Source organism: Lipingzhangella halophila, assembly GCF_014203805.1.
Lineage (GTDB): Bacteria > Actinomycetota > Actinomycetes > Streptosporangiales > Streptosporangiaceae > Lipingzhangella > Lipingzhangella halophila.
In genome coordinates, this window is record NZ_JACHJT010000002.1 from 471,225 (window position 1) to 498,049 (window position 26,825).

Consider the following 26,825-nt stretch of genomic DNA (forward strand, 5'->3'; position numbering starts at 1 on the left):
ACCGACCTGCCTTCCGGGTCGGTGCGCTCCAGGATTCAACGGCAGCGCGTAACCCTGACGCCCCATCCCGGGCGGTATCACGTATCGCTCTGCGCCGACCTCTACCTGAGACGACGTCGGGTCATCCATGGAGGCTTCTATGACGAGTCGGTACCCGCTCCTGCAACAGACCGCCGCACACGCTGCCACGTTCCTCGACGGCCTCTCGCACCGCCCGGTGACGGCGAGTGCGAGTCCGGCGCAGTTGCGCGAGGCTCTGGCCCGGCGACCCCCCGAGGAGGGCTCCGATGATGCGCAGGTCATCGATGAGCTTGTCCGTGACAGCCAAGCGGGCGTTCTCGCCAGTGCCGGGGGCCGATTCTTCGGCTGGGTGATCGGCGGCGGGATTCCGGCAGCGCTGGCCGCCGACTGGTTGACTTCGACCTGGGATCAGAACGCCGCCCTGTACGCCTGCGGACCGGCCGTGGCGATCATCGAGGAGATCACGGGCGACTGGCTGAAACAGCTTCTGAGGCTGCCGCCGGAGGCGTCGTTCGCCTTCACCACAGGGGCACAACAGGCCCACGTCACCGCGCTGGCCGCCGCCCGCACCAAAATCCTGGCTGGTCGCGGCTGGAACGTCGAACGTCAAGGTCTGATGGGAGCACCCGCGGTGCGTGTGCTCACGTCGGGACACCACCACGCCTCCATCGAACGGGCGGTTCGCCTGCTGGGTCTGGGTACGGATTGCCTGCACGCCACCGAGGCCGATGAGTGCGGGCGCCTTGACCTCGTCTCCCTCCAGCGGCACCTCGCCGAGCAGGACACCCCGACCATCGTGTGTCTCCAAGCCGGCGAGATCAATACCGGCGCCTTCGACTCGTTCACCGAGGCCTGCCGACTTGCCCACGACCACGGTGCGTGGGTGCACGTTGACGGTGCATTCGGGTTGTGGGCCGGCGTGAGCGAGCGCTACCGCCATCTGCTGGCCGGTGTTGAGCACGCCGATTCCTGGACGACCGATGGCCACAAGTGGCTCAACGTCCCCTTCGACTCGGGGTTCGCCTTCGTGCGCCACCCCGACGCGCATCGCACCGCGATGTGCACCCGCGCCAGCTACCTCATCCACGCCGACGATGCAGGGAACGGTGCGGCCACCCGGTCGGCCCGCGACCAAATCGACTGGAACCCGGAATGGTCCCGCCGCGCACGGGCCGTACCGGTCTATGCCGCCATCCGCGCGCTGGGACGACACGGAATCGCCGAGGTTGTCGAACGTTGCAGCGACCGTGCCTATCGCCTCGCAACCCGAATCGGGGCGCTGGAGGGTGCGGAACCCCTCGTTACGCCCCAGATCAACCAGGGCCTGGTGCGCTTCCTCGCTGCTGACGGTAATCACGACGCCCGAACCGAGCAGGTGATCGAGCATGTCCAGCAGTCCGGAGAAGCATGGTTCGGCGCCACCACATGGAACGGGATGCGGGCCATGCGTATCTCTGTCGTCAACTGGCAAACCGACGACAAGGACATCGACCGCGCCATCACCGCCGTCCGCAAGGCCGTGGATGCGCAAGCACATCGGCCATGACTCCGTCTGACGCGGGCACGGAGTACACGATCACCCTCCGCGTTAACCTGCTCAGCACCGATCCAACCGCGGCCCCACCCGTGAGCTGCCCCGGGTTTGGTGAAGTCCGTCGAACCAGCCACGACCATGGCTGGCGGACAGGAGAATGACCGCCATGGCACCGCCACGGAAATACCCCCAAGAACTGCGCGAGCGGGCTGTGCGCCTGGCGCTGGAGTCCGAGCGGCCGATCGCCCAGATCGCCGCGGACTTGGGCATCCACCGCGAGGCCCTGCGCACCTGGGTGCGCCAGGCCCAGGCTGATACCGGAAAACGCCCCGAGCAGCTCTCCACCGCCGAACGCGAGGAGCTCAAGCGGCTGCGCAAGGAGAACAGTGAGCTCAAGCGGGCCAATGAGATCCTCACGTCCGCGAGCGCTTTTTTCGCCGCCGAGCTCGGCCATCCCCGGACGAGGTCGTCGCGATGGTCGCTTCCCCTTCGCGCGAACTTCGGGGTCGAGCCGGTGTGCCGGGTCCTAAAGGAGAGGCGCCCCATAAGACTCAAGGAAGGCGACAAATTTTGATGCGGGGCCCGTCAAGTTAAGGGTGTAAATATTTTTCCTGGTCAGCGGCGTATCGCGGTGAGGCGGCAGTCGAAGGTGCGGGCGAAAGCGTTCGGGGCCTTCTTCCACCGGGTGCTCCATTTGGTCCGCCCTGTGCCCTACCGAAGCAAGATCAGTCCTGGCCCCAGTGGCTGATGACTCTCTGCCGAATCCGGCCATTGAGCGGAATGCCGGTCAACCCCGGTCCACCCCTGGCCGTCTAGACAGTGAACGCTACGCCACGCAACTGTGCAATCGGTATTCACCGGGAAAGGAGGAACATTCCATGTTCAGGCTCCGAGGAACGTTCTTGGTGGTCGTGTCGGGAATCCTAGCGGCGGGCCTTGGGACCATGTCGGCTCCTGCGTTGGCCGATGGACCGGAGACCTCCGACGAGGTCGTGGCGGCGGTGGAGGCCGCCGAATGGCCCGGCTTGGTCGAAGGCGACTCCCGCTGGGAGGTGTCGGTCGTCAAATTCCTGCTGGTGGAATACGGCTTCCTGGATGTCAACCATGCCGACGAAGATTTCGACGCGCGGTTGGCCGACGCCGTGCAGGAATACCAGGCGGCTCGGGAGATCACAGAGACCGCCGAGGTGGACGCGCCCACCTGGGAGGCTTTGACCGACGACCTGGGACTGGTCCGCCAGGGCGACAGCAGCAACCGGGTCAAAGCCGTGCAGCAGTCACTGATCTCCGGATACGGTTACGAACTGCTGCTGGACGGTGAGTTCGGCCCGGCCACCCGCGGCGCGGTGGTCGAGTTCCAGTCGGTCAAGTGCATCGACCCTGACGGAGTCGTCGGCCCAATCACGTTCCAGGCCCTCATCACCGATCCCGGCGACACCTGCGACTGAGCCCGGCTGCGGGCCCTCAGGTCTACGGGGCGGCGGCAACGCCGCCGCCGTTGCTCGGAGCGTGACTGTCTGAGGCGAGACGGCGTGGTGCCGCCGCAGGTTACGGGCGGCCCGCGGCCTGGTTCGCGGGCCGCCCCACAGGCGGGGACTACTTGCTTGCCCAAGGCTTTAACGCCGGTCGTGCCGGGGTGACGCCGCGAGGATCGCACGGACCCGGCGGGCGACGGGATAGCCGACGAACGTGCCCTCGGGCAGCACCAGGCCCGACCGGCGGCTTAGGCCGTGGTAAACGCGCGGTCCACGGCTCCTGTCCAGTCCAGGTTCCTGAGCGGAAGGGCCGGATTGCTTCCCCATAGCGTCGAGCTGGTTGGGAAGGATGGCCCGTTTCCCACCGGCCCCCAATCCGCGCCCGCTCGCACGAGGCGGAGCGATCCACGCCATCAGTGTGTTCCCCGGCTATGGCGGCCTCGACCGCGGTCCGAGGCGCCGTGCTTTCGCGCGTCATCGCGGTGTTGTAGACCGACCGCCTGCCGCCGAAGTAGTCGTGCACGGTCCGTTTGGACACACCGGCGCGCCGAGGTCGCACCGGCGCCCGGGCATTCGTACCCGTCCAGCAGGAACAGGGCGCGCGCCGCGGCGGGGGTGTTCGGGTGCTTGCGCACGAACGCCGCGGGCCTCCACAGCACGGTCGGCCACCGCCTTCGGCTCCTCCCTACTGTAGAACGCATAAAACTTTACTATACGGTGTAGTGTAGAAATGAGGATGCCGGCAGATCTAGGAGACCGACATGGCGGACCCTGGCACCGACGAGACCGAAGCGGACGTGCTGATCGTCGGCGCGGGCCCGACCGGACTCACGTTGGCCTGCGATTTGGCGCGCAACGGGGTGGCGTTGCGCATCATCGACCGCGACGTTGCCTTCAACACCGCGTCGAAGGCCAAGACGATCCAGCCTCGCGCCCTGGAAGTGCTGGATGATCTGGGCGCCGCAGCGCCGGTCGTCGAAAGGGGCGTTGTCGACATACCGATGCGTTTTCACGGCCCGGACGGCAGTGTCACCGACAAGCCGGGTATCTCGGCTCGGGCGAGCGAGTCCTTCCGTACGCCGTACCCGGATCCGGTATGGATCGGTCAGTTCGACATCGAGAAGGCACTGCGGGCACGGCTTGCCTACCTCGGCGGTGAGGTCGAGTTGGCGACCGAGGCCACCGGCCTCGAACAGGACGACACCGGGGTGACTGTGACTACCGCCTCCGGCGACATCCGGGCGCGTTACGTGGTGGGCACCGATGGTGGTAAGTCCACCGTGCGCAAGCTCGTGGGCCTGCCGCTGGTGGGCGAAACGTACGAGTCCCAGCAGTGGTACCTCGGCGATGTCCGGACCGCCGACCTGGGCCGCGATCACATTCACATCTGGACCTCCAGCGCAGGGATGGTCGGGCTCACGCCATTGCCCGGCAGCGACCTGTGGCAGATGCAAAGCCCGATCCCACCGGAAGTGGAGACGCCGGCGGAGCCCTCATTGGAGCTGTACCAGTCGATGCTCGACGATCGGGCTGGCACCGGCGCCGTGACGTTGACCGACGCGAGTTGGCTGTCCGCCCCGAAAGTCAACGTGCGCATGGTCGAGCGCTATCGAAGCGGGCGCGTCCTGCTGGCCGGCGACGCCGCCCACGTGCATTCGCCGGCCGGCGGGCAGGGCATGAACACCGGCATCCAGGACGCCTACAACCTCGGCTGGAAGCTGGCCGCCGTGCTACGCGGCGCACATGACGCCCTCCTCGACACTTACACCACGGAACGGGCCCCAGTCGCCCGCGCCGTCCTCGCCGACAGCACCGGCAAGATGCAGCACACGCTGAGCACAGCGAGTGGCACCGACGGGCGGTTGTCCGGTGCGCTGCGCTCACTGGCCGACGACACCACCAGCGGGCTGCCCATCGCCTACCTGGACAGCCCAATCACGCTCGCCGACGAGCGGGACGTGCACGCGACTCTGCCCGCCGGATGCCGGGCGCCCGACGCGCGCGGCCTGCGCGGCCAGAATCCGGACGGGGCCCCCTTTGCCGGCAGCCTGTTCGACCTGTTCCGCGGTACACACTGGACGCTTCTCGTGTTCGACCACGCCGGAGAACTACTGCTGGACAAGGCGAAGCCCGACCACATGCGCGTCCACCGCATCGGCGAGCACGGCGGCGCGACCCTGCGGGACGTCGACGGCGAGGCCCACGCCCACTACGCCCCCCGAGCGGGGGAACTCGTCCTCGTGCGACCGGACGGGTACATCGCCGCCAGGGGGCCGGCCGCCGCGGAGATGCGCATGATCGAGCTCCTGGGAGCTTACCGTCCGGAAACACGTCCCACACGTAGGCCGGTTTGACGTCGGACATCTTCGATCGCGCCCCCGCCCGGCCACGGCTTCTCCCCACGGCCATTCGAAGGGGTCGCTCTCGGTAATCCGGTTCTCGATTCTCTGAGTCCGCCGATTGACTCATCAGCGTCGGCGCTTCGGTTACCGATGTGCGTCACTCGGATCAGCGACTTGATCGACATGGTCAGGTGTCAGGCGAGTCACAGCCGTCGCCAAACTCCGTTGGTTGCCGCGGTGAACGCGACCCCGGTCAGGATCACGAGCGCGGCCTGGGCGATGGCGACCGGATCGCCAAGCTGACTCTGGGTAGCAGCCCACGTGGCCGGGGAAGCGAAAGGGAACCATCCGCCGACAGGAGTGGAGACGGCGATACGAGCCAGGTGAGCGCGGGCTCCCTGCCAGCACAGTACGGACCTCTTCCCTTGGGCCTCGGTGAGCTTGGGCGCGGCTCCCGGGGCTATCAATGGGTGCTGGACGCTGATATCGAGGCGTGCTTCGACCGGATCGAGCACGCGGCCCTGATGGACCGAGTGCTGGCCCGGGTGAAGGTCACCGGTCCAGGTGAACCCGGGCGCCTCGTAGGACACCTCTCCCGACGTGGCCTCGATGTCTCCCGTGATGGTGCCGTGCTCCAGGGCGTCGGACAGGTCACCGGTGAAAGTAGCGTCATCGATGGCGGTGTCGGCGCGGGTGGTGAAGCGGGGGCGGTAGTTGTGCACTGCCGGCAGGAATGGCTACTGGCTGGCTCTTGAGTCCTGGACTGTTCGGTGTCGCGGTCTTGAGCTGGCGGTACCTGACCTGCTACCGGCGTCGAGTGCCGAGTCGCGCGGCGATGCCGTCGAGGACACAGTCGAGGCCGACCTCGAAGGTGGCGTCGGTGCCCGGGTGCGTGGCGTCGTGGAGAGCCCTGGCGAGGGTGGGGTAGCGGCCGGTGGCGAGCATGCGGGTGATGTAGGGGCCGGAGGTGGTTTGCCACTGTTGTTCGCTCATGCCGCTGGCGCGTTCGGCGCGGCGTTCGGTGATCTCGGCTCGTAGAGCGCCGAGGGTGTAGGAGTGCACGATTCCGGCGGCCCGCATCACGGTGTCGATGTCATCGAAGTTCGGTGCGCCGTCCAGAGCCGACGTGGTGGCCTCCAGGTGGGCCAGTGCGTTGGGTCCGATATGAGGCCTGCCGCCGAGGAGGTCGACGAACCATTCGTGCCGCTGAGCGGCCTGGCGCGTGCGGTGCGCCAGCGACCGCAGGGTGGCGCGCCAGTCGGCCCCTGTGGGTTCGGGTGGGGTGATTTCGGCGTAGACCGCGTCGACCATGAGGTCCAGGAGCTCCTCTTTGGTGGCGACGTAGCCGTAGAGCCGCATCGGCCCGGCGTCGAGCACGGCGGCGACTTTGCGCAGGGACACCTCACCGAGCCCGTCGGCATCGGCGAGTTCGATGGCGGCGCGGACGATGCGGTCCCTGCTCAGTGGGCTCGGCGTCGGCCGGTTGGGTGGTTCCGGTCGCTCCCAGACAAGCGGTCGCTCGCCCTTGTTGGTGTCGTGTCGTGCCGCCATCACACCTCGTCTTCCCTCAGCTCCCGCGACTACCCCCAAGAATACAGTGTTCCTTATTGATACGGTGTATATAACAATACGCTGTATGGAAGGAAGGGTAATGCGTGCAGAGCAACAAACCTCGGTGCTCGTGGTCGGGGGCGGACTGGTCGGATTGTCCGCGGCGGTGTTCCTGGCCTGGCGCGGGGTTCCCACGGTGCTCGTCGAACGCCACGCGGGCAGCTCGCCGCATCCCCGGGCGATCGGGTACACGCGCCGGACGAGGGAGCTCTACCGTTCCGTGGGGTTGGAACCGGTGCTTCCGCTCCCCTCCGGCCGGCTTGGCGGGGGAGCCCCCCGCCGGATCCGCGTCGAGAGCCTCGCCGGTGAGTGGTTCGAGGAGCTGCGCTGGTCACCGCAGCCGCGGTCGGACCAACCGCCCGAGGCGGGGACCGAGTACTCGCCCTGCGGCGGGATCGGACTGGCGCAGGACCGGCTGGAGCCCATCCTGCGCCAGAAGGCCATCGAGCTCGGTGCCGACATCCGGTTCGGCACCGAACTGCTTTCCTTCACCCAGGGCCGCGACAGCGTGCAGGCCACGCTGCGCAACGCTGGCGGGCGGACGTACGCGGTGGCGGCGGATTATCTTCTCGCCGCCGATGGGCACCGCAGCCCGGTACGCGAGGCCTTGGGCACCCCCCCGGGGCGGGCGCGGCTACCTGCGCACCAGCCGCGGCGTGCTGTTCCGGGCGCCGCTTGAGCAATACCTGGAGACGGGATTCGGCCAGTTCGTGATCGACCAGCCCGGACTCGGCGGCGGGCTCACAACCTATGGCGACGGCCGCTGGGCGCTGTTCCTGACAGGCGACGACACCGAACGCGACGAGGACACGCTGCGGGAGATGGTGCTGCGCGCCATCGGGCGCCGGGATATCGATGTCGAGGTCATCACCACCGGGAGGTGGGAAGTCACCGCCTCGATCGCCGAGCGCTACTCCGAGGGCCGGGTGTTCCTCGCCGGCGATGCCGCGCACACCCTGCCGCCCAACCGGGGCGGCTACAGCGCGAACACCGGCATCGAGGACGCGCACAACCTGGCGTGGAAACTGGCCGCCGTGCTCGCCGGCGATTCGGCACCGGCACTTCTGGCCACCTACGAAGCCGAGCGGCGGCCCATAGCGTGGCTGTGCCACGACCAGATCTTCGCCCACAACGACGGCCTACGCCGGCGAGAGCAAGGAGGGCCAACCGTTGCCGCTCCTCTGCCGCCGTCCGCGGCCATGCCGGATATCTCGGAAACATCAGCGTCGCGAGCTCGGGCTCCGCTATATTGAAAGCCAGCCGAGACCTTCCGGGAGAGGCCCATGTCACGGTTCGCCCAGACGATGGTGGCCGCTGGATCGCTGGCGGTGAGTGCGGGGAGCAGCGTCGGCGCCGGCGTGCTGACGCAGGAGTGGTCGATGGCGTGGTGGCTGGGTCTGGTGGTCCTGCTCTGCTGCGTGATCGCTGGCAGCATCCTGCATGTGATGCAGGCGTTCCAGGCCCCGCGTGAGGACCGGGCCACTCCCCCGGGGCATCACGAGAGGGCGCCCCCTCTGCAGGCTCCGGCTCCGCGGTCAAGGACAACACAAGCATCGACATGCGCGGAAGCACAGCAGGACGCGATGTCATCGGCCGCCAGGACAACACCTACTACGGCACCCGCGACCACTAGTTAGGTCCCGACGCACGCCCCCGCACCGCTCGCGAGGAACGGCATTGAGCGACACCCCCTCCGACTTCGGGGCTGAACTGCGCCAACTGCGCCTACAACGGGGGATCTCCCTCGGTGAACTGGCACGCCGGACGCACTACAGCAAGGGACATCTGAGCAGGATCGAGAACGGGCACGTCCGCACCAACGCCACCATCGCTCGTGTCTGCGACGAGGCGATACAGACCGACGGCGTTCTCGCGGCGCTGCACATCGAGTCCACCGCAGACGAGGAAGATGCGTCCGCAGGCGAATCCGCGGCGCCCACCACCTGGCCGCTGCCACCCGAAACCGCCCACTTCATCGGCCGCTCCGATGAGCTGACCCGTATCACCAGATGGTTCGCCGCCGACCGGCCCGCCGTCGACGCCGCGGCGGTCCTCGTCATCAGCGGAATGCCGGGCATGGGTAAGACCGCTCTGGCTGTCCGGGCCGCGCGGAGGTCCCCCTCCCGGTTCTCCGACGGATACCAGTTCATCGATCTGCACGGCTACGACGGTGTCGGCGCGGTCACCGCGGAACAGGCCGCAGACCGCCTTCTTCGGCGCCTGGGAGTGCCCGGCGAGCAGATCCCACCGCACCCCGACGACCGCACCGCCATGCTTCGGCAGCGGCTCGAAGGGCGCGAGTTACTGTTGATTCTCGACAACGCCTCGGACAGTGCCCAGATCTCCCCGCTACTGCCCGCATCTGGCGGTGTCCGCGCACTGGTCACCAGCCGCAGCACCCTGCCCGCCCTGGACGAGGCCGATCGACTGCGTCTGCGGCACCTCGAGCGGAGCGAGTCGATCGCCCTGCTGCAGTCGCTGAGCCGCGAAGGGACTGTGTCCGGACACACGACCACGCCAGTGGATACACACGTGAACCAGGTCGCCGACTGGTGCGGCGGACTGCCGCTCGCAATCCGCATCGCCGCGACCGTCCTCAAGCGGGGAGAGGGCACCGATTCCGACCGCTGGGCAGACAGACGGCAGCGGCTCACCGAGTTCGACGACGGTGAGCGCCGGGTGTCTGAAGCATTCGACCGCTCCTTCGACCGGCTGCCCGACGACGGCCGCCGGATGTTCGCGCTGTGCGGGCTGCATCCGGGCACGCACCTCGATGTCTGGACCGCGGCCGCCCTCGCCGGCGTCAGCATCAGCGAGGCCCGTCGCCTGCTCCGCGCCTTTGACGACGTCGGCCTGCTCCTCGCCCACGGTGAGCGGATCGTCCTCCACGACCTCGTCCGCCTGTTCGCCCGGCAGCGGGCACACGCGCTGCTCACCAATGCGGAGCGAACGGCCGCTCGTGCACGGATCGTCGAACACTACCTGGCGTCGGTGGAGGCGGCCGATCGCGTGCTCACGCCCAACCGCCGGCGGTTCCTCTCCGCACCCACCGACCCGCTGCTGCGCCCGCCGCCGACGGACTACACCGCCGCCCTAGCGTGGCTGATGACCGAACTGGACACCATCGTCAAGATCACTGCATTGGCGTACGAGTCCAGCCTGGATCGCCAGTGCTGGCAACTCGCCTACGCACTGCGTGGCTTTCTCTTCATCGCCAAGCCTTGGGACGCTTGGCGGCAGACTCACGAGACCGCCCTCGCCGCCGCTCTGCGAGAGGGCGATACGAGCGCCCAGGCCATCACCCGCAACAACCTGGGCCTGGTGCTGCTGGAGCAGGGCGACCTCGACGCAGCGGAGACGCACTACGCGCGGGCGTGCGAGCTGTTCCGGGAGTCGGAGTCCTCCTACGGAGAGCACACCTCGATCGCGCACATGGCGTGGGTCCACTTTCATCGGGGGGACAGGGACGCGGCGCTGCGCGACAGCACCACCGCCCTGCGGTACTTCGCCGAGCACGGCAATCCCCGCAACCGCGCCATCGTCTACCGGGACACCGCGAGCATCGCGATCTCCCTGGGCCGCTACCGGCAGGCGATCGCACACTTGAATGAGGCCCTGACCACGTTCCGCGAACTGGGCCTGCACGTCGACACCGTGATGGCCCTCAACAACCTCGGGGATGCCTACCAGGGCATGGGGCTGTACGAGTTGGCCAAACAGGAACTGGAGAACGCGGTCGACGCCGCCCGGCGCAGCGGCAGCAGGTACGAACAGGCCCGCTCACACGAGCGGCTGGCCGAACTCGCCGCGGCGGCCAACCGGAACGGCGACAGCGTCATGCACGCCCAGCGCGCCATAGAGCTGTACTCCGACGTGGGGAACACTCACCGAGCCCGACAACCGCGCGAAGAGACGGTCGACGCTGACGGAAACCCGCCGGCAGAGAACGGCGACCGCTGGTAGAGAGGGTGGGCCATGCCCGACAGCGCCCGATACGACCTTTTCTTCTGCTACTCATGGAAGGACAAATCCGCGGCCGACGCCCTTGTCACCCGGCTCCGCGGTGAGCGGCTCGACGGGCGGCCCCTGCGCGTCTTCCAGGACGACCGCGAACTCCACGACTTCGACATGATCACACCCGAGGTCAACGCGGCTCTCGCGGCCTCCCGCTGTCTGGTCGCCTTCTACTCGGAGAACCTGCCCAAGAGCGCCTACTGCCGCTTCGAGATCCGGGTGGCGCTCGCTGCCGCCCATTCCCTGGACGGCACGCCGCAGCGGGTGATGGCGATCCCGCGCAACGTCCCCTACGAGGCCATCCGCCCCGGACGCCTGACAGATCCGCGGCTGCCCGATCCGCGCCATGCCACAGAGGACGAATTGGTCGCCTCGATCATGGCCCGAGTCAGGGCCACCGACGAGCGCGTCTTCGGCGACGCCCCAGGGCAGGCCGAACCACGCTGGTATCCGGCCCCTCTGATCGGAACGCGCGGATTCGTCGGGCGCGACTTCGAACGCTGGCAGGTCTTCGACGCGCTGCACAACAGCACCGACCCCGGTGTGGGCGGCGCGTCCGTGGCCCGCATCACCGGCCTGGGCGGCATGGGCAAGACGATGCTCGCCGAGCAGTACGCGCGCGAGTTCGCGGGCGACTACCCCGGCGGCGTCTTCGTCCTCGGCGGGTTCGGCAGCCACCTCGCCGACCGCGCCGACCGCCTGCACGTTCGGGCCCGCCGGGCAGAGCAGGTGCGCGACCTCGCCCGCGGCCTGGGACTGCGGCCAGACGGCATGGACACCGATGTCGTGGACCAGGCGCTGCGGGAATACCTCGACGGCCGCCGGTATCTGTGGATCGTGGACGACCTGCCCACCGGCCTCGACCATCGCACGTTCACCGAACTGGTGGCCCCCACCCCGGGTGGCCACACGATCGTGACCACACGTTACGCACCCCGGGAGCCCGCCTACCCGTGGGGCGGCGAGGTGCCGCTCGGCCCGCTCGATCCGGCGGCCGCGACGGAACTGCTCTCCCGCCATCGCAAGCCTCTCAGTCGAGAGGAGCGCCGGGCGTTCGACGACCTCCTGACCCTGCTCGGCGGCCACCCTCTTGCTCTGGCTGTTGCCGCTGGTCTTATCGCGTTGCCCGACCAGGGCGGTTTCCCCGGCGTGGCCGCCGCGGCGCGCGAACCCGGTCCTGACGTCCTGGAACTGGGCGCCCAGTTGTGGGGGGAGCTGCCCGAAGGTCACCAGGCCGGCATCGCCGCGACCATGCTGCGCAGCCTCGACCGGTTGAGCGCACCGGGGCGCGCCGTTCTGCGCGCCCTGAGTCTGCTGGCTCCCGTCCCCACGCCGGAACACCTTCTCACCGGCATGGTGGCCCGCAGCGGGTCTGCTGAGGACGCCGCGGAGGGCCTCGCCGAGGCCGCGGGGTTATCGCTGGTCGGTGCGGTCCCTGGCACACACGCCACCCGGTGGAACGCACACAGCATGGTCAGCAGGACGGTGCGTTTCGCCGACACCGACCACACACAGCGAGAGCGGATGCGCCTGGCCGCTGTCGCGGAGCTCACCGCACAGATCGACGCGAGTCCGACGGGTGTCACGCACACGGCACTGGCGGAGGTCCTTCCCCACGTCCACGATGTCACGGGGGCTCTGGAGGAGGAGGCGGAACGAAACCTGGTCAACGCGGCGGGGCACGTCCACACCGAACTGGGCGAGTTCCAACGCGCGGTCGATTGCTTCCGCCCCCTCTACGAGCACCTCGCGCGGACGCTGGGCGATGACCACGAGGCCGTGCTGCGTGTGGAGACCGGACTGGGCGCCGCCAAGGGGCTGTTGGGCGAGCACGAGCATGCACTCCGGCACAAGGAGCGCGCCTACCGGGGCCTCCGCGACCTTTTGGGGGACAACGACCCCGCTGTTATCACCGCGCAGAACAACCTCGCAGTCACCTACACCGACATCGGCGAGCACGCCGCGGCCCGGGCTACCTACGCGCGGGTTTACCGCACACGGCGCCGGCTACTGCGTGCACACCACCCCGCCACGCTCCAAGCGCTGCTCAACTACGCCATCTCGACCTCCCGCACAGGACGGCACACCCTGGCTCTACGCCTCAAGCGGGCGGTACTGGAACGCGCTCGGGCCATCCTGGGCGAGGACCACCCGATCTCCCTGGACGCCCGCAACTCCGTCGCCGCCAGCCTGCAGAAGCTCGGCGAGCAGGAGCAGGCCCGCGCGATGCTCGCCGCACTGCACGGCGAGCTGGAACGGCTGCTTGGGCCCGACCACCTGGACACGCTGGTGGTGCGGGAGAGCATGGCGGTTACCGGCCCGTCGCGCCGGGAAGGCGTGCCGCATCTGGAAGCGGTGTACGTCCGGGGTATCCACCTGCTGGAACCCGACCATCCGATCACGGTACGCGTGCTGCGGCGGCTGCTGGAGTTCTCGGTGACCGTCGACGAGCTTGGCCGCATCCGCTCACGCACCGGCACCGCGGTCGACGCCGCCGGCGCCGACGCCGCGGAGTTGGTCTCGTTCATCAACGAGTTAGCGTCCGCCCTGCACGACGCTCGTGTCGCCGAACACGGGCCCGACGATCCGCGCACCATGGTCGCCGTGTGCCTGTCGGCGCACGCCCTGGGGCTCCAGGGATCGGGATTCGGGGCCGCTGAGCTCGCCCGCGACGCCCACGAAGGCCTGGGACAGGAGTGGGGGTCAGCGGACCCGTGGACCCGGGCGGCGTCGCAGGTGCGCAGGTGGGTCGAAGAGCGGGCCGAAGAGGTTGAGGAGCCCGACGGCGGCTGAGGGTGTTTCAGGGGTTGCATATTCAAGATGCAACAGGAAAAACCCGTGGATCGGCCGATACCGCTGGAATTCTGGAGACGTCAACGGGTGCAGCCGGAACCGGTCCGCCTGCGCCCCTCTTACCCATCCTTCAGCGGGCAGGAGCCGGTGACCCATGTCCATCGTTCCGCAGGCCGACGAGAGCTTCGTCGACTACTACGAACTCCTCGGTGTCTCCCCGGACGCCGAGGAAGCCACCATTGCCAGGAAGATCAAGGACGGCCAGCGCGAGTGGCGTGCCAGGATCGCGCACACCGACCTGAAGCGCCGCCAGGAGGCGGAGCGCCGCATGGCGCTGCTGGCTGAGGCCCGCAAGACGCTGCTGGACGCCCAGAAGCGCGCCCGCTATGACCGCACCCGCAAGAACCGTTCGACCGCCGCCCCCAGGCCGACAACCTCGCCCGAGGGTTACGACCCCCTGGAGCGCGCCGAACAGTGCCTGGCGGTCAACGACTACCGCCAGGGAGCCTTTTTCGCCGAGGAGGCGGCGCGCACCTCCAACTCCGCCAAGGCGTGGAACCTGAGGTCCCGAGCCTACGCCGGGCTGGGCGACGGCACCCGGGCAATCGTCGCCGCGCAGGAAGCGGTCGCGCTGCGCCCCGACGATCCCCTCTTCCACCTCGACCTGGGCTCGGCGCATATGGTGCTGGACGAGCCAGGGCAGGCGATCGCCGCCTTCCAGGCGGCGGCCGAACTGTCCGAGGAGGACATCGTGCCTCGCGGCATGATTGCTGGTGTCCATGCCGCCACCGGCGACTTTCAGCGCGCAGCCGACGTCCTCAGCTTCCTGCACCGTGAGCACCCCGAAAACGAGGACATCAAGACCGAGTTGGCCGCCACCTACCTCGCCCAGGCGGAGACAGTGCCTAGCGACTCGGACGGGAACTCCTACACGATCACCTCACCGGACGAGATCGCACGGATGCGTCAGTTCGTGGACAAGGCGGCCGCCGTCAAGAGCCGCGACCCCGAGATCCGCAACGGTGTCGAGGACATGCGCGCGAACCTGGACCGCCACGCGGACAGAGTGGTCGACTTCCGCGCCTTCTCCCGGGCACGCGCCTCAGGAGAGATGCGGGTGTTTCTCCTCGCCATCCACTTCCTCCCGTTCGTCCTCCTCTACATGGTTGCCGGAGGCATAGCCGTGGGAGATGGGCAGTTCACCTTCTACTCCATGATCGGCCTCCTGGCCACCGTCGGCATCTGGTGGTTGTACATGGTCGTGCCGCGCTGGAAGCAGAACCGGCGAACGCAGAAGATGCTGGAGCGCCTGGAGGCGGAGGGTCTGCTGTGATGTCCAAAGAACAGAGCGGAGCCGTGGGCATCGATCTCGGCACCACCAACTCGGCCCTGGCGGCAGTCGAAGCCACCGGGCGCCCTGAGATCGTCCGCAACGCCCAAGGCCACAACACCACCCCGTCGGTGGTGCTCTTCCGCGGCGGATCGGTGCTCGTGGGCACCCCCGCTAAACAGCAGCGGGCGAGCTTCAGCCTGGACGTCGTCGAGAACGTCAAACGCCACATGGCCGACACCGACTGGTGCCACGTCACCGAGGACGGCGAAGAGTACACCAGCGAGCAGGTGGCCGCCCTCATACTGCGCAAGCTGCGCGAGGACGCGGCGCGCGCGCTCGGCCGAGAGATCGGCCGCGCGGTCATCACGGTACCCGCCTACTTCGACGATCCGCGCCGTCAGGCCACCCGCGACGCGGGCACCATCGCAGGGCTGGAGGTGCTGGCGATCATCTCCGAACCCACGGCGGCCGCGCTGGCCTATGGGCTGAAGGACGCGGAGGCGGGCACCGTCCTCGTCTACGACCTGGGCGGCGGCACCTTCGACGTGACGGTCATACGGATCGGCGACGGCGTGTTCGACGTGATCGCCACCGCGGGCGACCGTGAGCTGGGCGGCGTCAATTTCGACGGCCGCCTGATGGACTGGGTCAACGAACAGGTCATCGCGGCCAGCGCGCAGGACATCTACGACGGCGACACCCGCGACATCGCCCTGCTCCGCGACCAGTGCGAAACCGCCAAGCACACGCTGAGCAGCATGGAGGAGGCAGAGGTCTTCGTCGACTCCGCGGGCCGATCACTTGACTTGACGGTCACCCGGTCGGTGTTCGAGGACATCACCGACGACCTGCTGGAGCGCACCACGGACCTGGTCGAGGAGGTGATGGAGACCGCGCGGGCCTCGGCCGGACTGACGATGGCGGACCTGGACCACGTGCTCCTCGTCGGCGGCTCGACACGGATGCCCATGGTCAGGCAGGCGCTGGCCAAACTCACGGGAAAGCAGCCCGAAGAGTCGCTGCACCCCGACGAGGCGGTGGCGCTGGGGGCGGCCGTGCAGGCCGAACTCATCGAGGCCCGCTCCGAGGAGCGGGCGCCCGCAGTGGGAGAGCACACGGTCAGCGACGTGACGGCCCACGGGCTCGGCGTGATCTCACAGGAGGGTGTCGGCGGGCGTCTGGTCAACAGCGTGATCGTGCCCGAGCAGAGCAAGATCCCGGCGTCCCGGTCCGAGGTGTTCCACACCCTCGAAGACAACCAGACGGTCGTCAACGTCGAGATCACAATCGGCGACAGCCCGGACCCGAACAGCGTCGGCCGGCTGACCGAGCAGGACGGTGTCGATCTTTCGATACCGCCCTATCCGAAGGGGTCGCCGGTGCGCGTGACGATGTCCTACGACGTCGATGCCATCGTGCAGGTCGACGTGCACGACATGGTGGCCGACAAGCCCTTGGGGCGGGTGCAGATCGACCGCGCGAACAACCTGGCTCCGAAGCAGATCCAACAGATGGCGAGTCGGTTGTCCCGGGAGCGGGTCCGATGAGCGGGCAGGAAGCGGCTGCCCGCGATGAGGAGCCGGCGCCGCGGGTCGATGGCTGGGCGGCGGTGGCCGACGAGTTGCGAGCGCTGTCCGCGCGGTTCGACCGCAAGATCCGCGACGACGGGGACAAGCACCGGCTCATCGCGGACCTGCACGACCGCGTGCGCGCGGCGGAGCAGGGGCAGGCCGCGGAGTACCTGGGGCCGCTGGTGTACCGAGCGGCGATGGTCATCGATCGCCTGGACCGGTACCTCGACGCCGACGAGGGCGGGCCCACGGAGGAAGGGGCCGACTCGGCGCGATTCGTCGCGTCCGTCCGGGAGGAACTGTTGGCCGTCCTGCAGCAGCACCAGGTGGCGCAGGTCCCGGCTGATGGGGCGGTCGACCCGGCCGTGCACGAGGTAGTCGGTGTGCACGGCGATCCGGATTGCGGCGAGCGGCCGCTCCAGGTGCTCACGCTGGTGCGGCGGGGGTTCCGCCTGGGCGACCGGATACTGCGGCCGGCGCAGGTGGTGGCCGGGTGCCCGGCGGACGCGGACTGATGTGGCGCCCGGGAAGGGCGGAGAAGACGGCGCCCCTCCCGGGCGGCTTGGCCCGTGCGCTCAACCGAGGAGCTTGCGGCGGAGCCACCTGATCAGGACGCCCACAGTCACCAGGCCCAGGAACAGTGCGATGAGGGCCCGTTTGAGATCACCACTGTCACCGGGATCGCCCGTGTAGGCCAGCAAGCCGTAGACGAAGAATACGGCGTCGAGAATGAACAGGCCGAGAAGCGTCTTCGTGATGGGGAGCAATCCCTTGTAGCGGCCCGAAGGATAGATATTTGTTGTTTTGATCTTATTTTTCTGGCCGACCACGTCTCCCCCGGCGCGGGCGTAGGGCATGTTTATCTGGTTCTGCACCCCACTGCCGCGTGACTCGCGGTCGTTCTCGTCGCTCACCGCAATATCCTCCCATCAAACCTTCGCGCAGTGGAACCATACGCCTCCACCCCGCACAGAAATACACATACTCGTCGCCCAGCGCACTGCCAACCGATTGAGATAATGCTACCCACACGAGAAAGGGACGTCCACAAAAAATACATATAAAACTAGGGCTCAGGCCGACGGAACCGGCCCCCGGCAGAGAACTCGCAGAGCCACTGCGAGTACTTTGTCATTCATTTTTTAATTCCGGAACAATCGAATCCCGCTGCCCGCCCAGCGGAACCTCGCCTACTCCGAGCCGCCGACCACGCCCAGCGAGCAGCCGAGGGCTGCGGCAAATGCGTGCCAAAAATTGCGATCCGGGCCTCTCGGGTACACATCCAGGCAGGTCGGCGCGTTGAAAACCTATGGATTTCCGCGCTCTGCGGACCAGAAGGTCGGGGGTTCGGCTCCTCCCGAGCGCGCCGCCGTGAGACAGCGCGACGAAGACCCTGAGCAGGGGAAATCCCGCTCAGGGCCTTCGTCGTTGGGTGCGGTTGGCCGCGGCTGAGGTCGGCTGTTTACGGCTGTCCGCCGACGGCTGCGCGGTGGACCCGGCACTGCCGGGGCCGGCGGCCGTTCAGATGACGGGCGCTTCGAGGTATCCGGTGATCAGCAGGTATCCGGGAAGCCAGGCCGTCAGGACCCCCACGACGAACGTTACATACCCGGCCAACTTGGTGATGCTGAGTCCCATCGCCAGCAGCAAGAAGTACACGAACCACAGAACCGCCCAGGCCGCCCAGTTGAGCCCCAGCCACACCAGCCACGTGTCGCCTCCCGAACCGGCCAGCGTGATTATGGACGTCGGAACCGCGGTAATGGCGACGAACAGGCAGTACCACCCGAGCCCCCGGCCGTCGGGATTCAGGTAGCGGTTGATCGCGACCCAGAGGTAGGTGAACGCGAACAGCAGAACGAACGCCCCCAACGCGACGGAGGTGATCTCGTCGCGGAGCACTCCCAGCGTGGCGGCGATCACCGCGGCGATGAACCCGGTGCCGCCGGTGAAGATGTTCATGACACCGATCTCCCGGTCCCCGATGTGCCCCAGAAGCCAGATGCCATTGAGCACGAGGACGGCCCCGACGTAGAGCAGTACGAGCCCGAGCATGGTCTATCTCCCTTGTTCCGCCGTCACTGGTCGCCGGCCACCCGTGGCCGGCCGGGTGGAGCCTGTTCGTGTCGTTCGAATCACGGCGCGTCCCACGGTTCCGTGCCCCCGGATCGCCGGGCGCCTCCTGGCGGCTCGATTCGGTTGGTTCCGTGATCGGTGCCTTCACCGCGGAACAGTGAGAAGGGAGGCGTGGCCGTGTTCCCTTCCCACGGTTCTTTTCTCTCCCGGTCAGGAGGTCAAGGCGGCCTGTCCCCGGCCGCTCCTCGTCGGACCGGCCGCCCCCGGCCGGATATCGAAGTCGAAAATCTCCACGGGCAGGTACAGCGAGCAGCAGGCGTTGGGAATGTCGACGATGCCGCTGATACGGCCTTCGATCGGCGCCGAACCGAGCAGCAAGTACGCCTGTTCGCCCGTGTACCCGAACTTCTTGAGGTACTCGATCGCGTTAAGGCAGGCGTTGCGGTAGGCGATGGTGGCATCCATGTAGTAGTTGGTGTTCGCCTCGTGGTCCACCGAGACACCGATGAACGACATGAACTCCGAGTACCTGGGCTCGACGTTCCCCGGCAGGAACACGGGGTTGTTCGTCACCCCGTACTTCTCCATGCCGCCCTTGATGAGGTCGACGCCGAAATCGATGTACCCGCCCATCTCAATGGCGCCGCAGAACGTGATCTCGCCGTCGCCCTGGCTGAAGTGGAGGTCGCCCCCCGAGAGGTTGCCCCCGGGCACGAACACCGGATAGAGGACCCTGCTCCCGCGGGTGAAGTTCTTGATGTCGTGGTTACCGCCCTGCTCGCGTGCGGGAACGGTGCGGGCGCCCTCGTTGGCCACCCGGTCGAACTCCGCCGATCCCTGCCGTAGCTGCCCGGCCAGGGCCTCGTTGGGGTTGGGCGGCAGGGCCAGCGGCGGCACGCGGTTCGGGTCGGTGGAGATGAGCGCGCGCTCCCGCTCGTTCCATTTCGCGAGGAGCTCCGCGGAGGGTGCCGTCCCGAACAGACCCGGATGGGTGATCCCGGTGTAGCGGATCCCGGGCAGGTGACGGGAGGTGGCCTGCTGGCCGTGGAAGTCCCAGATCGCCTTGAGCGAGTCGGGGAAGTAGTCGGTCAGGAACCCTCCCCCGTTCGTCTTGGCGAAGACCCCGGTGTAGCCCCACCCCTGCCCTGCCGCGGAGCCCCGCTCCTGGGGCACGGGCCCGAGGTCGAGGATGTCGATCACGAGCAGGTCGCCGGGCTCGGCTCCCTGGACCGCGATGGGCCCGCTGAGCACGTGGCACCGGTCCAGAACCACGTCGCGAACGTCGTTGGCGGAGTCGTCATTGTGAATCTGGCCGTCCGTCCACTCGCGGCATTCCACCCGGAACTCGTCGCCGGGTTGCACCTCCGTCACGGCGGGGATCCCGGGATGCCAGCGGTTGTGCCCGGGAACATCCTGATCCCACATCGACTTCGACTGGTCTATTTTAAAGACGACATCAGGCATAATTCCTCCAACAGTTGGTCGGTCTTTTCTTCCGGCCGGCCGGTGTTCGCGGTCTCTGCTAGTTACTGGGAGCGGCCGGGTGCCGCGCCTCCCGGGCACTCGTCCAGGCCTTTTCTCCCACCAGTTCCTTGAGCTTCGGGCTCACCGTGGGCCGCTGTTCACCCTGCTGGGCGCCCGAATTGCCACGTTCGACCACCTCTGGCTCGTGGGCGCTCTTGTGGGACTGGTCGAACGCCGTTGTCAACGGACGCGGCGTACGATTGAGGTAAGGCGAGGAATACACCCTTCTCGCTTCTCTCCCGCACGTTGGGCACTCCTCGGTTTTCGGAGCGGAACCGATGGGATACTGCACTTCAAGAAAGGCACATCGGCCGCACTTGTATTCGTATACGGGCATGCGTTACCTGCTTCAGATCCGACTCATGCACGAACCCGCGGTCCAGCTCCCTCCGTGTTTCGGACACTCTCCTACCCCGCGGAAACTCAGGTATCTCCCGCGAAGCTAATCCGGCGTGCGGTGATCGTCAACGAGACGCGACGGGGGAAGCAGGAACGCGAGTCAAGATTCCCGGGAAACAAACGAAACACCAAAATTCGGCAAGGTCCAATTTAAGATTTCACCTCGCGCCGTCCACAAGGATCAGGAACCGGAATCTCCCCGAGCGTGTTCCGGTGTTTTCGCTCCGCGCCCGCCCGGTACGGGAACCGGCGTCTTCGCGCCGGTCGTCCAACGCCCAGCGCCACGCCGCCACCCGAATCCGCGACCTCGCAGCACGGCGCGACGCTGCCGGACAATGCAGGCGACCTGTGCCTGCGGCGCGGGCCCCGGTCGGCGCCACTGGCGGAGTCCGTCCGGCCGGCGTAGGACACGCCGCACCGGACCGCAAAAGGACCGTCCGGAACCGCCGAACACTCATGAGGAAATCCGTACTGGTCATGGGGCGGCCAGCTGGCCACCATGGGGCAGTGGTCGTCATCGAACGCCAGGCGCGTGCCTATCCCCTGCCCCGAGCGGTGCACTTCGACGACGAGGTCGGCCGCATCCTGCAGGGCGTCGGACTGGTGCCCGACACCCTTCCCGAGGTCGTGGCGCCCTACGACGACTTCTACGAATGGCGCGCCGCGGACGGCACGGCCCTCCTGCGTCTGGACTGGCGGGCCCAGCCCCTCCGGCTGGAATGTCAGCAACTTCTTCCACCAGCCCGACCTGGAACTGCTCCTCCACGGCAAGGTCTCGAACCTTTCGAACGTCTCGGTCCACCACGGCTGGCAGGCGACAGGCCACCGGGAGGGTCCCGACGCGGTCGAGCTCCGTCTGGAGTCCGCGGAGGGGGCGAAGACCACGCTGCGGACACGGTGGGTGATCGGCGCGGACGGCGCCAACAGCATCGTCCGGTCCTGGATCGACCCGCCCATGAGCGATCTCGGCTACTTCCACGACTGGCTGGTCGTCGACTTGGCCTCCTGCGGCGCCGACGCCCACCGCCACTTCACCCCTCCCGCGTGGCAGTTGTGTGATCCGGCGCGGCCCACGACGCTCGTTCCGGGCGGCCCGGGCCGCCGCCGCTTCGAATTCATGTGCCTGGAGCACGAGACTCCCGCCGCGCTCGCGGCTCATGACAACGTCTGGGCGCTGCTCGCCCCTTGGGGAATCACCCCCGAGAACAGTGCGGTGGAGCGCAGCGCGGTGTACACCTTCCAGGCCCGCTGGTGCGACCGGTGGCGTAGGGGCCGTCTGCTCCTGGCGGGCGACGCCGCACACCTCACGCCCCCCTTCGCCGGTGAGGGCATGGGCTCCGGACTGCGGGACGCGACCAATCTGGCGTGGAAGCTCGACCTGGTGACGAGACCTTCGTGTCCGTGGAGGACGAAGAGGTCTCCGCGCGGTGGTTCTCGGCGGTGAACGTCGACGGGCTCCCACCCAGGCTGCTGTCACTCGCACGCAGCTTCGAAGAGATCCTGGAACTGTGCGCCGCGGGGGTGGGAGTCAATATCGCCGGCGAGTCGGCGCGCGAGACCTACGCCCGCTCGGGTCTGCGGTTCATTCCCATCGTTGATGCTCCGCGCGCGACCACCTACCTGTATCTGCGGGCGGGCCGGCGCCCAACCCCGCTGGAGCGGTTCGTGCAGGTATGCCTCGACGTGGCGAGCGGGGCACGCCACTGATCGACCGCCTCTGCCGCTCCGTGACCTTTGAGTTCGTCAGGTCGCACACTCCCTTGGTGCGGTTGGCGCCACGGTCAGGCCTCCTCGGCCGAGTCGCCGTCGCCGGGGTCCTGCGGGTCGTCGGGCTCGGCTAGGAACGCGTCGGCGGATTCGCTGCCGCCGCCGAGAGCGTCGCGTTCCACATCGCGTGCGGCGCGTTTGCCCATCGCGGACTCGACGAGTCCCAACAGGGCCTCGCGGCGCTTGGTGAAGAACGGCTCGAACGCCCCCGCCCGCAGATCGGCAACATCGATCTGATGGGCGGCGACGATTGTGTCGAGATCAGCCGGGGGGATCTTGGTCTTGGTGTCAAGCTTGCTCATGTAGTCGGCGGGCGAGGCGCCGCCGATGGCCTGGTTGGTCTTACGGGCGAGCGGGGTCTTGTTGACGATGCTCTCGCGCAGCTCCGGGTCGATCTCGTTCTTGGTGCACCACGCCTTGGGGAAGATGTGGTGGATGTCCACCGCCAGATCAAGGTAGTGCGCCCGATCGAACGGTTGGTTCTGCAGCCAGTCTTTGGTGCCGTCGGCCATCAGTAGCGCGTGGATTCCCTTGTAGGCCGCGGCGTTGCGCGTCTTCAGGGAATGCAGGCGGGACTCGACGAAGTTGGCGTCCTCGACCGTGCGTGGGGCCACCGCGCCCTCGACGCCCCGGGCCCAGGCCGGGACCTGGTCGGTGTCTCGCGCCAGCCGGCTCTCGGTCGACGAACTGTATAGCTCGCCCAGCACGCCGCACCAGTACCACTGCCGGATCCTGGCGTTGACTCCGTGGATGTCGATGTCTTCGCCCATGACCACGCGCAGGGCGGCGAGCGCCACCAGCTGCGGTGGGTAGGGGACGTCACTGGCTGTGTGCACGTGCTGCCTGTCGAGGAAGCCGGCGACCCAGGTCAGTGCCTCACGCACCCTCTCGGTCCAGGCTCGGTAGTCGGCCAGCTGGAGATCGAGGATGTCGTCCTTGCGCGCTGTGGTGGCCGTCTCGGCGTGGTGGCTGGCCAGTAGCATCACCCGCCTGCAGGAACTCGGTCTCCTCGATACTTTCCAGCACCGGATATTTCCGGATGACGCGCGTGGTCTCTTCCCAGTCGTCCTTGAGCCGGAAGTCGGTACCGGTGGCGTGGTAGTAGTCCGCGTCCCCCGCGAACTTGGCCGTCAGGAGCTCGAAGACGGTGAGCTTCATGCCGCCCTGGTTGACCTTCTCGAAGACCGTGGCGACGGCTTCCTTCGAGGTCTGCTGGTCCAGCTCGATCGAGGGAACCGCGTAGGACTTCATCGGTGTCACCACCGTGTTGAGGAAGGTCTTCGCCACGCCGGGGTCCTCGTACTCGAAAAGCCACGCGGTCCCCTCGTCGCCGTAAACCAGGCTGGCGGGAAAGTACCCGTGCTCGCGCTGCTTCTCCGTGGTCGACACGTCGAGGGCGACGTCCCTGCCGAAGTTCTCCCGCACGACGCCGTCACCCGGCAGCGACTTGAGCGCCTCGTCGAGGTTGCGGGGGTCCTTCACCGCTTGTTCGATGTCGATAAAGAACTTCCGCCGCACGAGCTTCCCACGGGTGTCGTGCGTCTCCATCACGCCGTCACCCGAAAGCGCCTGGCTCAGCGAAGTGAGCCGCTGCTGGCCGTCGAGGACGAGCAGCACCGGGTCCGACTCGACCTCGATTCCCTCGATCGGTTTGGGCTTGAACCGCACCTGGTCGTTTCCGGTCTGCAGGGTCATCACCACGCCGAGCGGATGCCCCTGGGCGATAGTGACCAGGAGGGACCGGATCCGCTCCTCGTCCCAGACGTAGCCGCGCTGGAAGTCGGGCAGCTGGATCTCGCCCCTGGCGATCCTGGGAAGCATTTCACTGAGCGGGTGTTGGGGGGGTCTGGAAACCCATCAGCTCTCCTGGTCAGGTCGAGGGCGCCTATGGTCCTGGTTGGAATTCGGAATCTTGGGGGCGGCGTCGAGGATGGGGGCCGGCCGAGAGTTCGCGGAGGGCGGCTGCGTCCCGCTCCACCGGTCGCCAGACGTCCGCGGGTTTGATCAGCCGCACCTTGCCGGCACGGCGGGCGAGGCTGTGGCACTACTGCCGGGGCCGGCACAGGCGGTCGCTTCACGGAAGCGCCGCGACTTCGGCGGCGAGGTCTGCGCCCGGCGTTCCCGGGTGCCGGCCTATGGGTGCTCCCGTGAACCCGGGGCGGGCACCCAACGCTCCCAAGCCGACGCTGTTGAACAGCCCGGCGATAATGCCGGGCAACCCGCCGCTCCGGTGCGGCACGGTCGAGGCCGGGTCGGCGTAGGCTTCGGTCATGGCGGCGCCCAGGTTGGCGGCCTTCCACGTCCCGGTCTTCTCCTCACCGGTCGATCCGGATGGTCCGTGCTCGCGGGTCCCGCGCGGCGGCCAACTTCTCCAGCTTGGCGTACTCGGCCAGAGAGTCCTTGGTGATGGCGAGCAGCGGCACTAACGCTCCCTCACGGCTCGGGGGAGCCCCAGTCTAAAAGCCGCGCTCCCCGCGTTTCCGCCTTTTTGCCGAGAACGCGCATCCACGGGAAGGCCGCCGGGCCGACCGCGGCCGGGATTCGGCCGGGCCCCTTCGCCGGCGGCCTGTTCGACCTGTTCCGCGGTACACACCGGACGCTTCTCGTGGTCAACCACGGCGGAGAACTACCGCTGGACAAGGCGAAGCCCGACCACATGCGCGTCCACCGCATCGGCGAACACGGCGGCACGGCTCCGCGGGAGGTCGGCGGCGGGGCCCACGCCCACTACGCCCCATTACGTTCCAGAGCGGTTCCGCAAGGGAACTCCCGGGCTTCGGGCCCGGCACGACTGGCCCCCTTGTCACCCATGATCCAGGGGCGGTGTCATCCGAGCTTCCCCCGCATCAGGCGCCGCGGAATGCCGCCCTCCCCCGATCGAGCACCACGGTTCCGTCATCCTTGGCGGTTCGGAACAGAGCGGTGTTCTCCTCCCGGCGGGTCCGGGACGCCTTGGTAGTCGGCGGTGCGGGCGGCGCCCGTAGTGCGGTATTCGAGCAGCAAAAGGCCCTGTGCCGTGGCTTCGTGCCGGACGAGCCGTAGGCCGGTCGCCGCGTTCGGATGCGGGAGAAGGCGCCGCCCCGACCCGATCACGACGGGTGCCACGACAAGGCGCAGGGTGTCGATGAGTCCCTCGGAGAGCAGTGTATTGCCGAGTCGGGCACTGCCGTGGACCTGGAGTTCACGTCCTGGCAGCTCTGTGAACTCGCGGATGGCCCTCGTTGGGTCGCCGCGAAGTACGGTGGTCGGCCGCCAGCTTCCGGTCGAGAGCGTGTTCGACACGACGTACTTCGGCAGGGAGTTCATCCGCTCGGTGAAAGGGTCGTTGGGGTCGGTGATCTGTGGCCAGTCGCGTGCGAACGCTTCGTACGTTCGGCGTCCCAGTAGCAAGCCGTCCGCGAGGTCGAGCCACTCGGACGTGCGCTGAACGAATACGTCGTCAAGATGCGGCACTAGCCAACCGCCACCTCCGAAACCGTCGCTCGTGTCCTCGGTGTGTGAGCCGGGCCCCTGGCTCACCCCGTCGAGGGTGACGAACTGCGTTATGGTGATCTTCATCGCGCACTCTCCACAAATCGGGCGAGCTGGTCGGCGACGGTGCCCCAGCCTTCGGCGAAGCCCAGTTCGGCATGGCGCTTCCTCGCCGCCGGGTCAACGTGTCGCACAGTGATCCGGTAGTCGGTGCCGTCCGCGTGGTCGTGCAGCGTAATCTCGGCGGTCATAGTGACGGGGTCGGGGGCCGCCGGACGCCACCCGCTGTCCACGGCGTTGGTGAACACGAGGCGCTCGAACTGATCCACCAGTAGGAAGCACGCGTCAACGTGCGGGACGAACGTGACGCCGTCCTCGCTCATCCGCGTGACAAAAGCTCCGCCGGGGCGAACCTCCAAACGGTCAACGCGGCACAGTGTGGGGGCGGGTACCCACCACTGCGCCAGGCTCGTCGGATCGGTCCACGCGTCCCATACGGCCTTACGGGGCGCGCGAATTATCCGTTCGATACCCAGGTCGAGATCAGGATTCATGTCGTGTTCCTCTCCGTGGAGCTGGTGACGAACTGATCGAGCCGGTCGGTGCGCTCATCCCAGAGGCGCCGCTGCTCTGCCAGCCAGTCCTCGACGACCGCGAGTCGCTCCCGGTTGAGCTCGCAGGTACGCACGCGGCTGGACTTCGCGGTACGGATGAGCCCACTCGACTCAAGCGTCCGCACGTGCTTCATGAACGAGGGAAGTGTCATCGTGGCCTCGCGGGCCAGCTCGCTGACACTCGCCGGACCGTGCCCGAGGCGGTGGAGCACGGCTCGTCTCGTCGGGTCCGCGAGAGCGAGGAAGACCTCATCAAGCTCGGCCAAATACTTTGCCATGA

General features: G+C 67.8%; 25 protein-coding genes and 1 pseudogene. 13 read left to right on the forward strand and 13 right to left on the reverse strand.

Annotated elements, in window-relative coordinates; all coding sequences use genetic code 11:
* Window positions 1-244 precede the first annotated feature (244 nt).
* The 4 genes from F4561_RS29150 to F4561_RS29165 all read left to right on the forward strand — a co-directional run bounded on the left by F4561_RS29150 (window position 245) and on the right by F4561_RS29165 (window position 5,384).
* Window positions 245-1,567, forward strand: a complete 1,323-nt coding sequence (locus tag F4561_RS29150) for a pyridoxal phosphate-dependent decarboxylase family protein (protein ID WP_221446375.1) — start codon at window positions 245-247, stop codon at window positions 1,565-1,567.
* A 154-nt stretch (window positions 1,568-1,721) separates the two neighbouring features.
* Window positions 1,722-2,129, forward strand: a complete 408-nt coding sequence (locus F4561_RS29155; RefSeq protein ID WP_184584913.1) for a transposase — start codon at window positions 1,722-1,724, stop codon at window positions 2,127-2,129.
* Window positions 2,130-2,514: 385 nt separating this feature from the next.
* Window positions 2,515-3,003 carry a peptidoglycan-binding domain-containing protein gene (locus F4561_RS29160; RefSeq protein WP_184584914.1) on the forward strand — a complete coding sequence of 163 codons (489 nt, stop codon included), beginning with the start codon at window positions 2,515-2,517 and terminating at the stop codon, window positions 3,001-3,003.
* Window positions 3,004-3,791: 788 nt separating this feature from the next.
* Window positions 3,792-5,384 (forward strand): FAD-dependent monooxygenase, encoded by a 1,593-nt coding sequence (locus tag F4561_RS29165; RefSeq protein ID WP_184584915.1) that lies wholly within the window; start codon window positions 3,792-3,794, stop codon window positions 5,382-5,384.
* 191 nt (window positions 5,385-5,575) lie between these two features.
* Here F4561_RS29165 and F4561_RS29170 read toward each other — a convergent pair whose 3' ends face one another.
* Window positions 5,576-6,094 carry a hypothetical protein gene (locus F4561_RS29170; RefSeq protein WP_184584916.1) on the reverse strand — a complete coding sequence of 173 codons (519 nt, stop codon included), beginning with the start codon at window positions 6,092-6,094 and terminating at the stop codon, window positions 5,576-5,578.
* An 82-nt stretch (window positions 6,095-6,176) separates the two neighbouring features.
* On the reverse strand, window positions 6,177-6,923 hold the full coding sequence (locus tag F4561_RS29175) for a TetR/AcrR family transcriptional regulator (protein ID WP_184584917.1): 747 nt from the start codon (window positions 6,921-6,923) through the stop codon (window positions 6,177-6,179).
* Between the two features lie 100 nt (window positions 6,924-7,023).
* On the opposite strand from F4561_RS29175, the gene F4561_RS32145 reads away from it, so the two are divergent.
* From F4561_RS32145 to F4561_RS29205, 7 genes are all read left to right on the forward strand, one after another.
* Window positions 7,024-7,662 carry an FAD-dependent monooxygenase gene (locus F4561_RS32145; RefSeq protein WP_221446376.1) on the forward strand — a complete coding sequence of 213 codons (639 nt, stop codon included), beginning with the start codon at window positions 7,024-7,026 and terminating at the stop codon, window positions 7,660-7,662.
* Window positions 7,640-8,236, forward strand: coding sequence for an FAD-dependent monooxygenase (locus tag F4561_RS32150; protein ID WP_312885700.1), 597 nt, complete (start codon window positions 7,640-7,642; stop codon window positions 8,234-8,236). Before F4561_RS32145 ends, F4561_RS32150 begins: the two co-directional genes overlap by 23 nt.
* A gap of 424 nt (window positions 8,237-8,660) precedes the next feature.
* Entirely contained in the window at window positions 8,661-10,946 is a 2,286-nt protein-coding gene (locus F4561_RS29185) for a helix-turn-helix domain-containing protein (RefSeq protein WP_184584918.1), read from the forward strand.
* 12 nt (window positions 10,947-10,958) lie between these two features.
* The gene (locus F4561_RS29190; protein WP_184584919.1) at window positions 10,959-13,790 is read left to right on the forward strand and encodes a tetratricopeptide repeat protein; all 2,832 of its coding nucleotides are present in this window, start codon (window positions 10,959-10,961) and stop codon (window positions 13,788-13,790) included.
* Between the two features lie 154 nt (window positions 13,791-13,944).
* Window positions 13,945-15,123, forward strand: a complete 1,179-nt coding sequence (locus F4561_RS29195) for a J domain-containing protein (RefSeq protein ID WP_184584920.1) — start codon at window positions 13,945-13,947, stop codon at window positions 15,121-15,123.
* Complete coding sequence (locus tag F4561_RS29200; protein ID WP_184584921.1) at window positions 15,123-16,670, forward strand: Hsp70 family protein; 1,548 nt, start codon at window positions 15,123-15,125, stop codon at window positions 16,668-16,670. The genes F4561_RS29195 and F4561_RS29200 overlap by 1 nt, the downstream gene beginning before the upstream one ends.
* Complete coding sequence (locus F4561_RS29205) at window positions 16,667-17,209, forward strand: nucleotide exchange factor GrpE (protein ID WP_184584922.1); 543 nt, start codon at window positions 16,667-16,669, stop codon at window positions 17,207-17,209. The genes F4561_RS29200 and F4561_RS29205 overlap by 4 nt, the downstream gene beginning before the upstream one ends.
* Before the next feature lie 60 nt (window positions 17,210-17,269).
* On the opposite strand, the gene F4561_RS29210 is transcribed toward F4561_RS29205, so the two are convergent.
* From F4561_RS29210 to F4561_RS34110, 5 genes and pseudogenes are all read right to left on the reverse strand, one after another.
* A complete protein-coding gene (locus F4561_RS29210; protein ID WP_184584923.1) occupies window positions 17,270-17,608 on the reverse strand; it encodes a hypothetical protein in 339 nt (112 codons plus the stop codon).
* Between the two features lie 607 nt (window positions 17,609-18,215).
* On the reverse strand, window positions 18,216-18,749 hold the full coding sequence (locus F4561_RS29215) for an AmiS/UreI family transporter (RefSeq protein WP_184584924.1): 534 nt from the start codon (window positions 18,747-18,749) through the stop codon (window positions 18,216-18,218).
* Window positions 18,750-18,980: 231 nt separating this feature from the next.
* Window positions 18,981-20,234: a formamidase gene (fmdA, locus tag F4561_RS29220; RefSeq protein ID WP_184584925.1), complete on the reverse strand. Its 1,254-nt coding sequence runs from the start codon at window positions 20,232-20,234 to the stop codon at window positions 18,981-18,983.
* 58 nt (window positions 20,235-20,292) lie between these two features.
* Entirely contained in the window at window positions 20,293-20,478 is a 186-nt protein-coding gene (locus F4561_RS32980) for a hypothetical protein (RefSeq protein ID WP_246438185.1), read from the reverse strand.
* 36 nt (window positions 20,479-20,514) lie between these two features.
* A pseudogene (locus tag F4561_RS34110) lies at window positions 20,515-20,631 on the reverse strand (FmdB family zinc ribbon protein); the annotation flags it as partial.
* Window positions 20,632-21,192: 561 nt separating this feature from the next.
* Between F4561_RS34110 and F4561_RS29230 the strand changes: the two are divergent.
* Together F4561_RS29230 and F4561_RS29235 are read left to right on the forward strand one after the other, a co-directional pair.
* Window positions 21,193-22,137, forward strand: a complete 945-nt coding sequence (locus tag F4561_RS29230) for an FAD-dependent monooxygenase (RefSeq protein ID WP_246438186.1) — start codon at window positions 21,193-21,195, stop codon at window positions 22,135-22,137.
* Window positions 22,095-22,400 carry a LysR substrate-binding domain-containing protein gene (locus tag F4561_RS29235; protein ID WP_312885701.1) on the forward strand — a complete coding sequence of 102 codons (306 nt, stop codon included), beginning with the start codon at window positions 22,095-22,097 and terminating at the stop codon, window positions 22,398-22,400. Before F4561_RS29230 ends, F4561_RS29235 begins: the two co-directional genes overlap by 43 nt.
* Before the next feature lie 74 nt (window positions 22,401-22,474).
* Here F4561_RS29235 and F4561_RS32155 read toward each other — a convergent pair whose 3' ends face one another.
* From F4561_RS32155 to F4561_RS29260, 6 genes are all read right to left on the reverse strand, one after another.
* Window positions 22,475-23,443, reverse strand: a complete 969-nt coding sequence (locus F4561_RS32155; protein WP_221446378.1) for a hypothetical protein — start codon at window positions 23,441-23,443, stop codon at window positions 22,475-22,477.
* Window positions 23,337-24,281, reverse strand: coding sequence for a DUF262 domain-containing protein (locus F4561_RS32160; RefSeq protein WP_221446379.1), 945 nt, complete (start codon window positions 24,279-24,281; stop codon window positions 23,337-23,339). The genes F4561_RS32155 and F4561_RS32160 overlap by 107 nt, the downstream gene beginning before the upstream one ends.
* 253 nt (window positions 24,282-24,534) lie before the next feature.
* On the reverse strand, window positions 24,535-24,732 hold the full coding sequence (locus F4561_RS29245) for a hypothetical protein (RefSeq protein ID WP_184584929.1): 198 nt from the start codon (window positions 24,730-24,732) through the stop codon (window positions 24,535-24,537).
* Window positions 24,733-25,355: 623 nt separating this feature from the next.
* On the reverse strand, window positions 25,356-26,018 hold the full coding sequence (locus F4561_RS29250) for a dihydrofolate reductase family protein (RefSeq protein WP_184584930.1): 663 nt from the start codon (window positions 26,016-26,018) through the stop codon (window positions 25,356-25,358).
* Window positions 26,015-26,485, reverse strand: coding sequence for an SRPBCC domain-containing protein (locus F4561_RS29255; RefSeq protein WP_184584931.1), 471 nt, complete (start codon window positions 26,483-26,485; stop codon window positions 26,015-26,017). The genes F4561_RS29250 and F4561_RS29255 overlap by 4 nt, the downstream gene beginning before the upstream one ends.
* Window positions 26,482-26,823: an ArsR/SmtB family transcription factor gene (locus F4561_RS29260; RefSeq protein WP_184584932.1), complete on the reverse strand. Its 342-nt coding sequence runs from the start codon at window positions 26,821-26,823 to the stop codon at window positions 26,482-26,484. Before F4561_RS29260 ends, F4561_RS29255 begins: the two co-directional genes overlap by 4 nt.
* Between the last annotated feature and the right edge of the window lie 2 nt (window positions 26,824-26,825).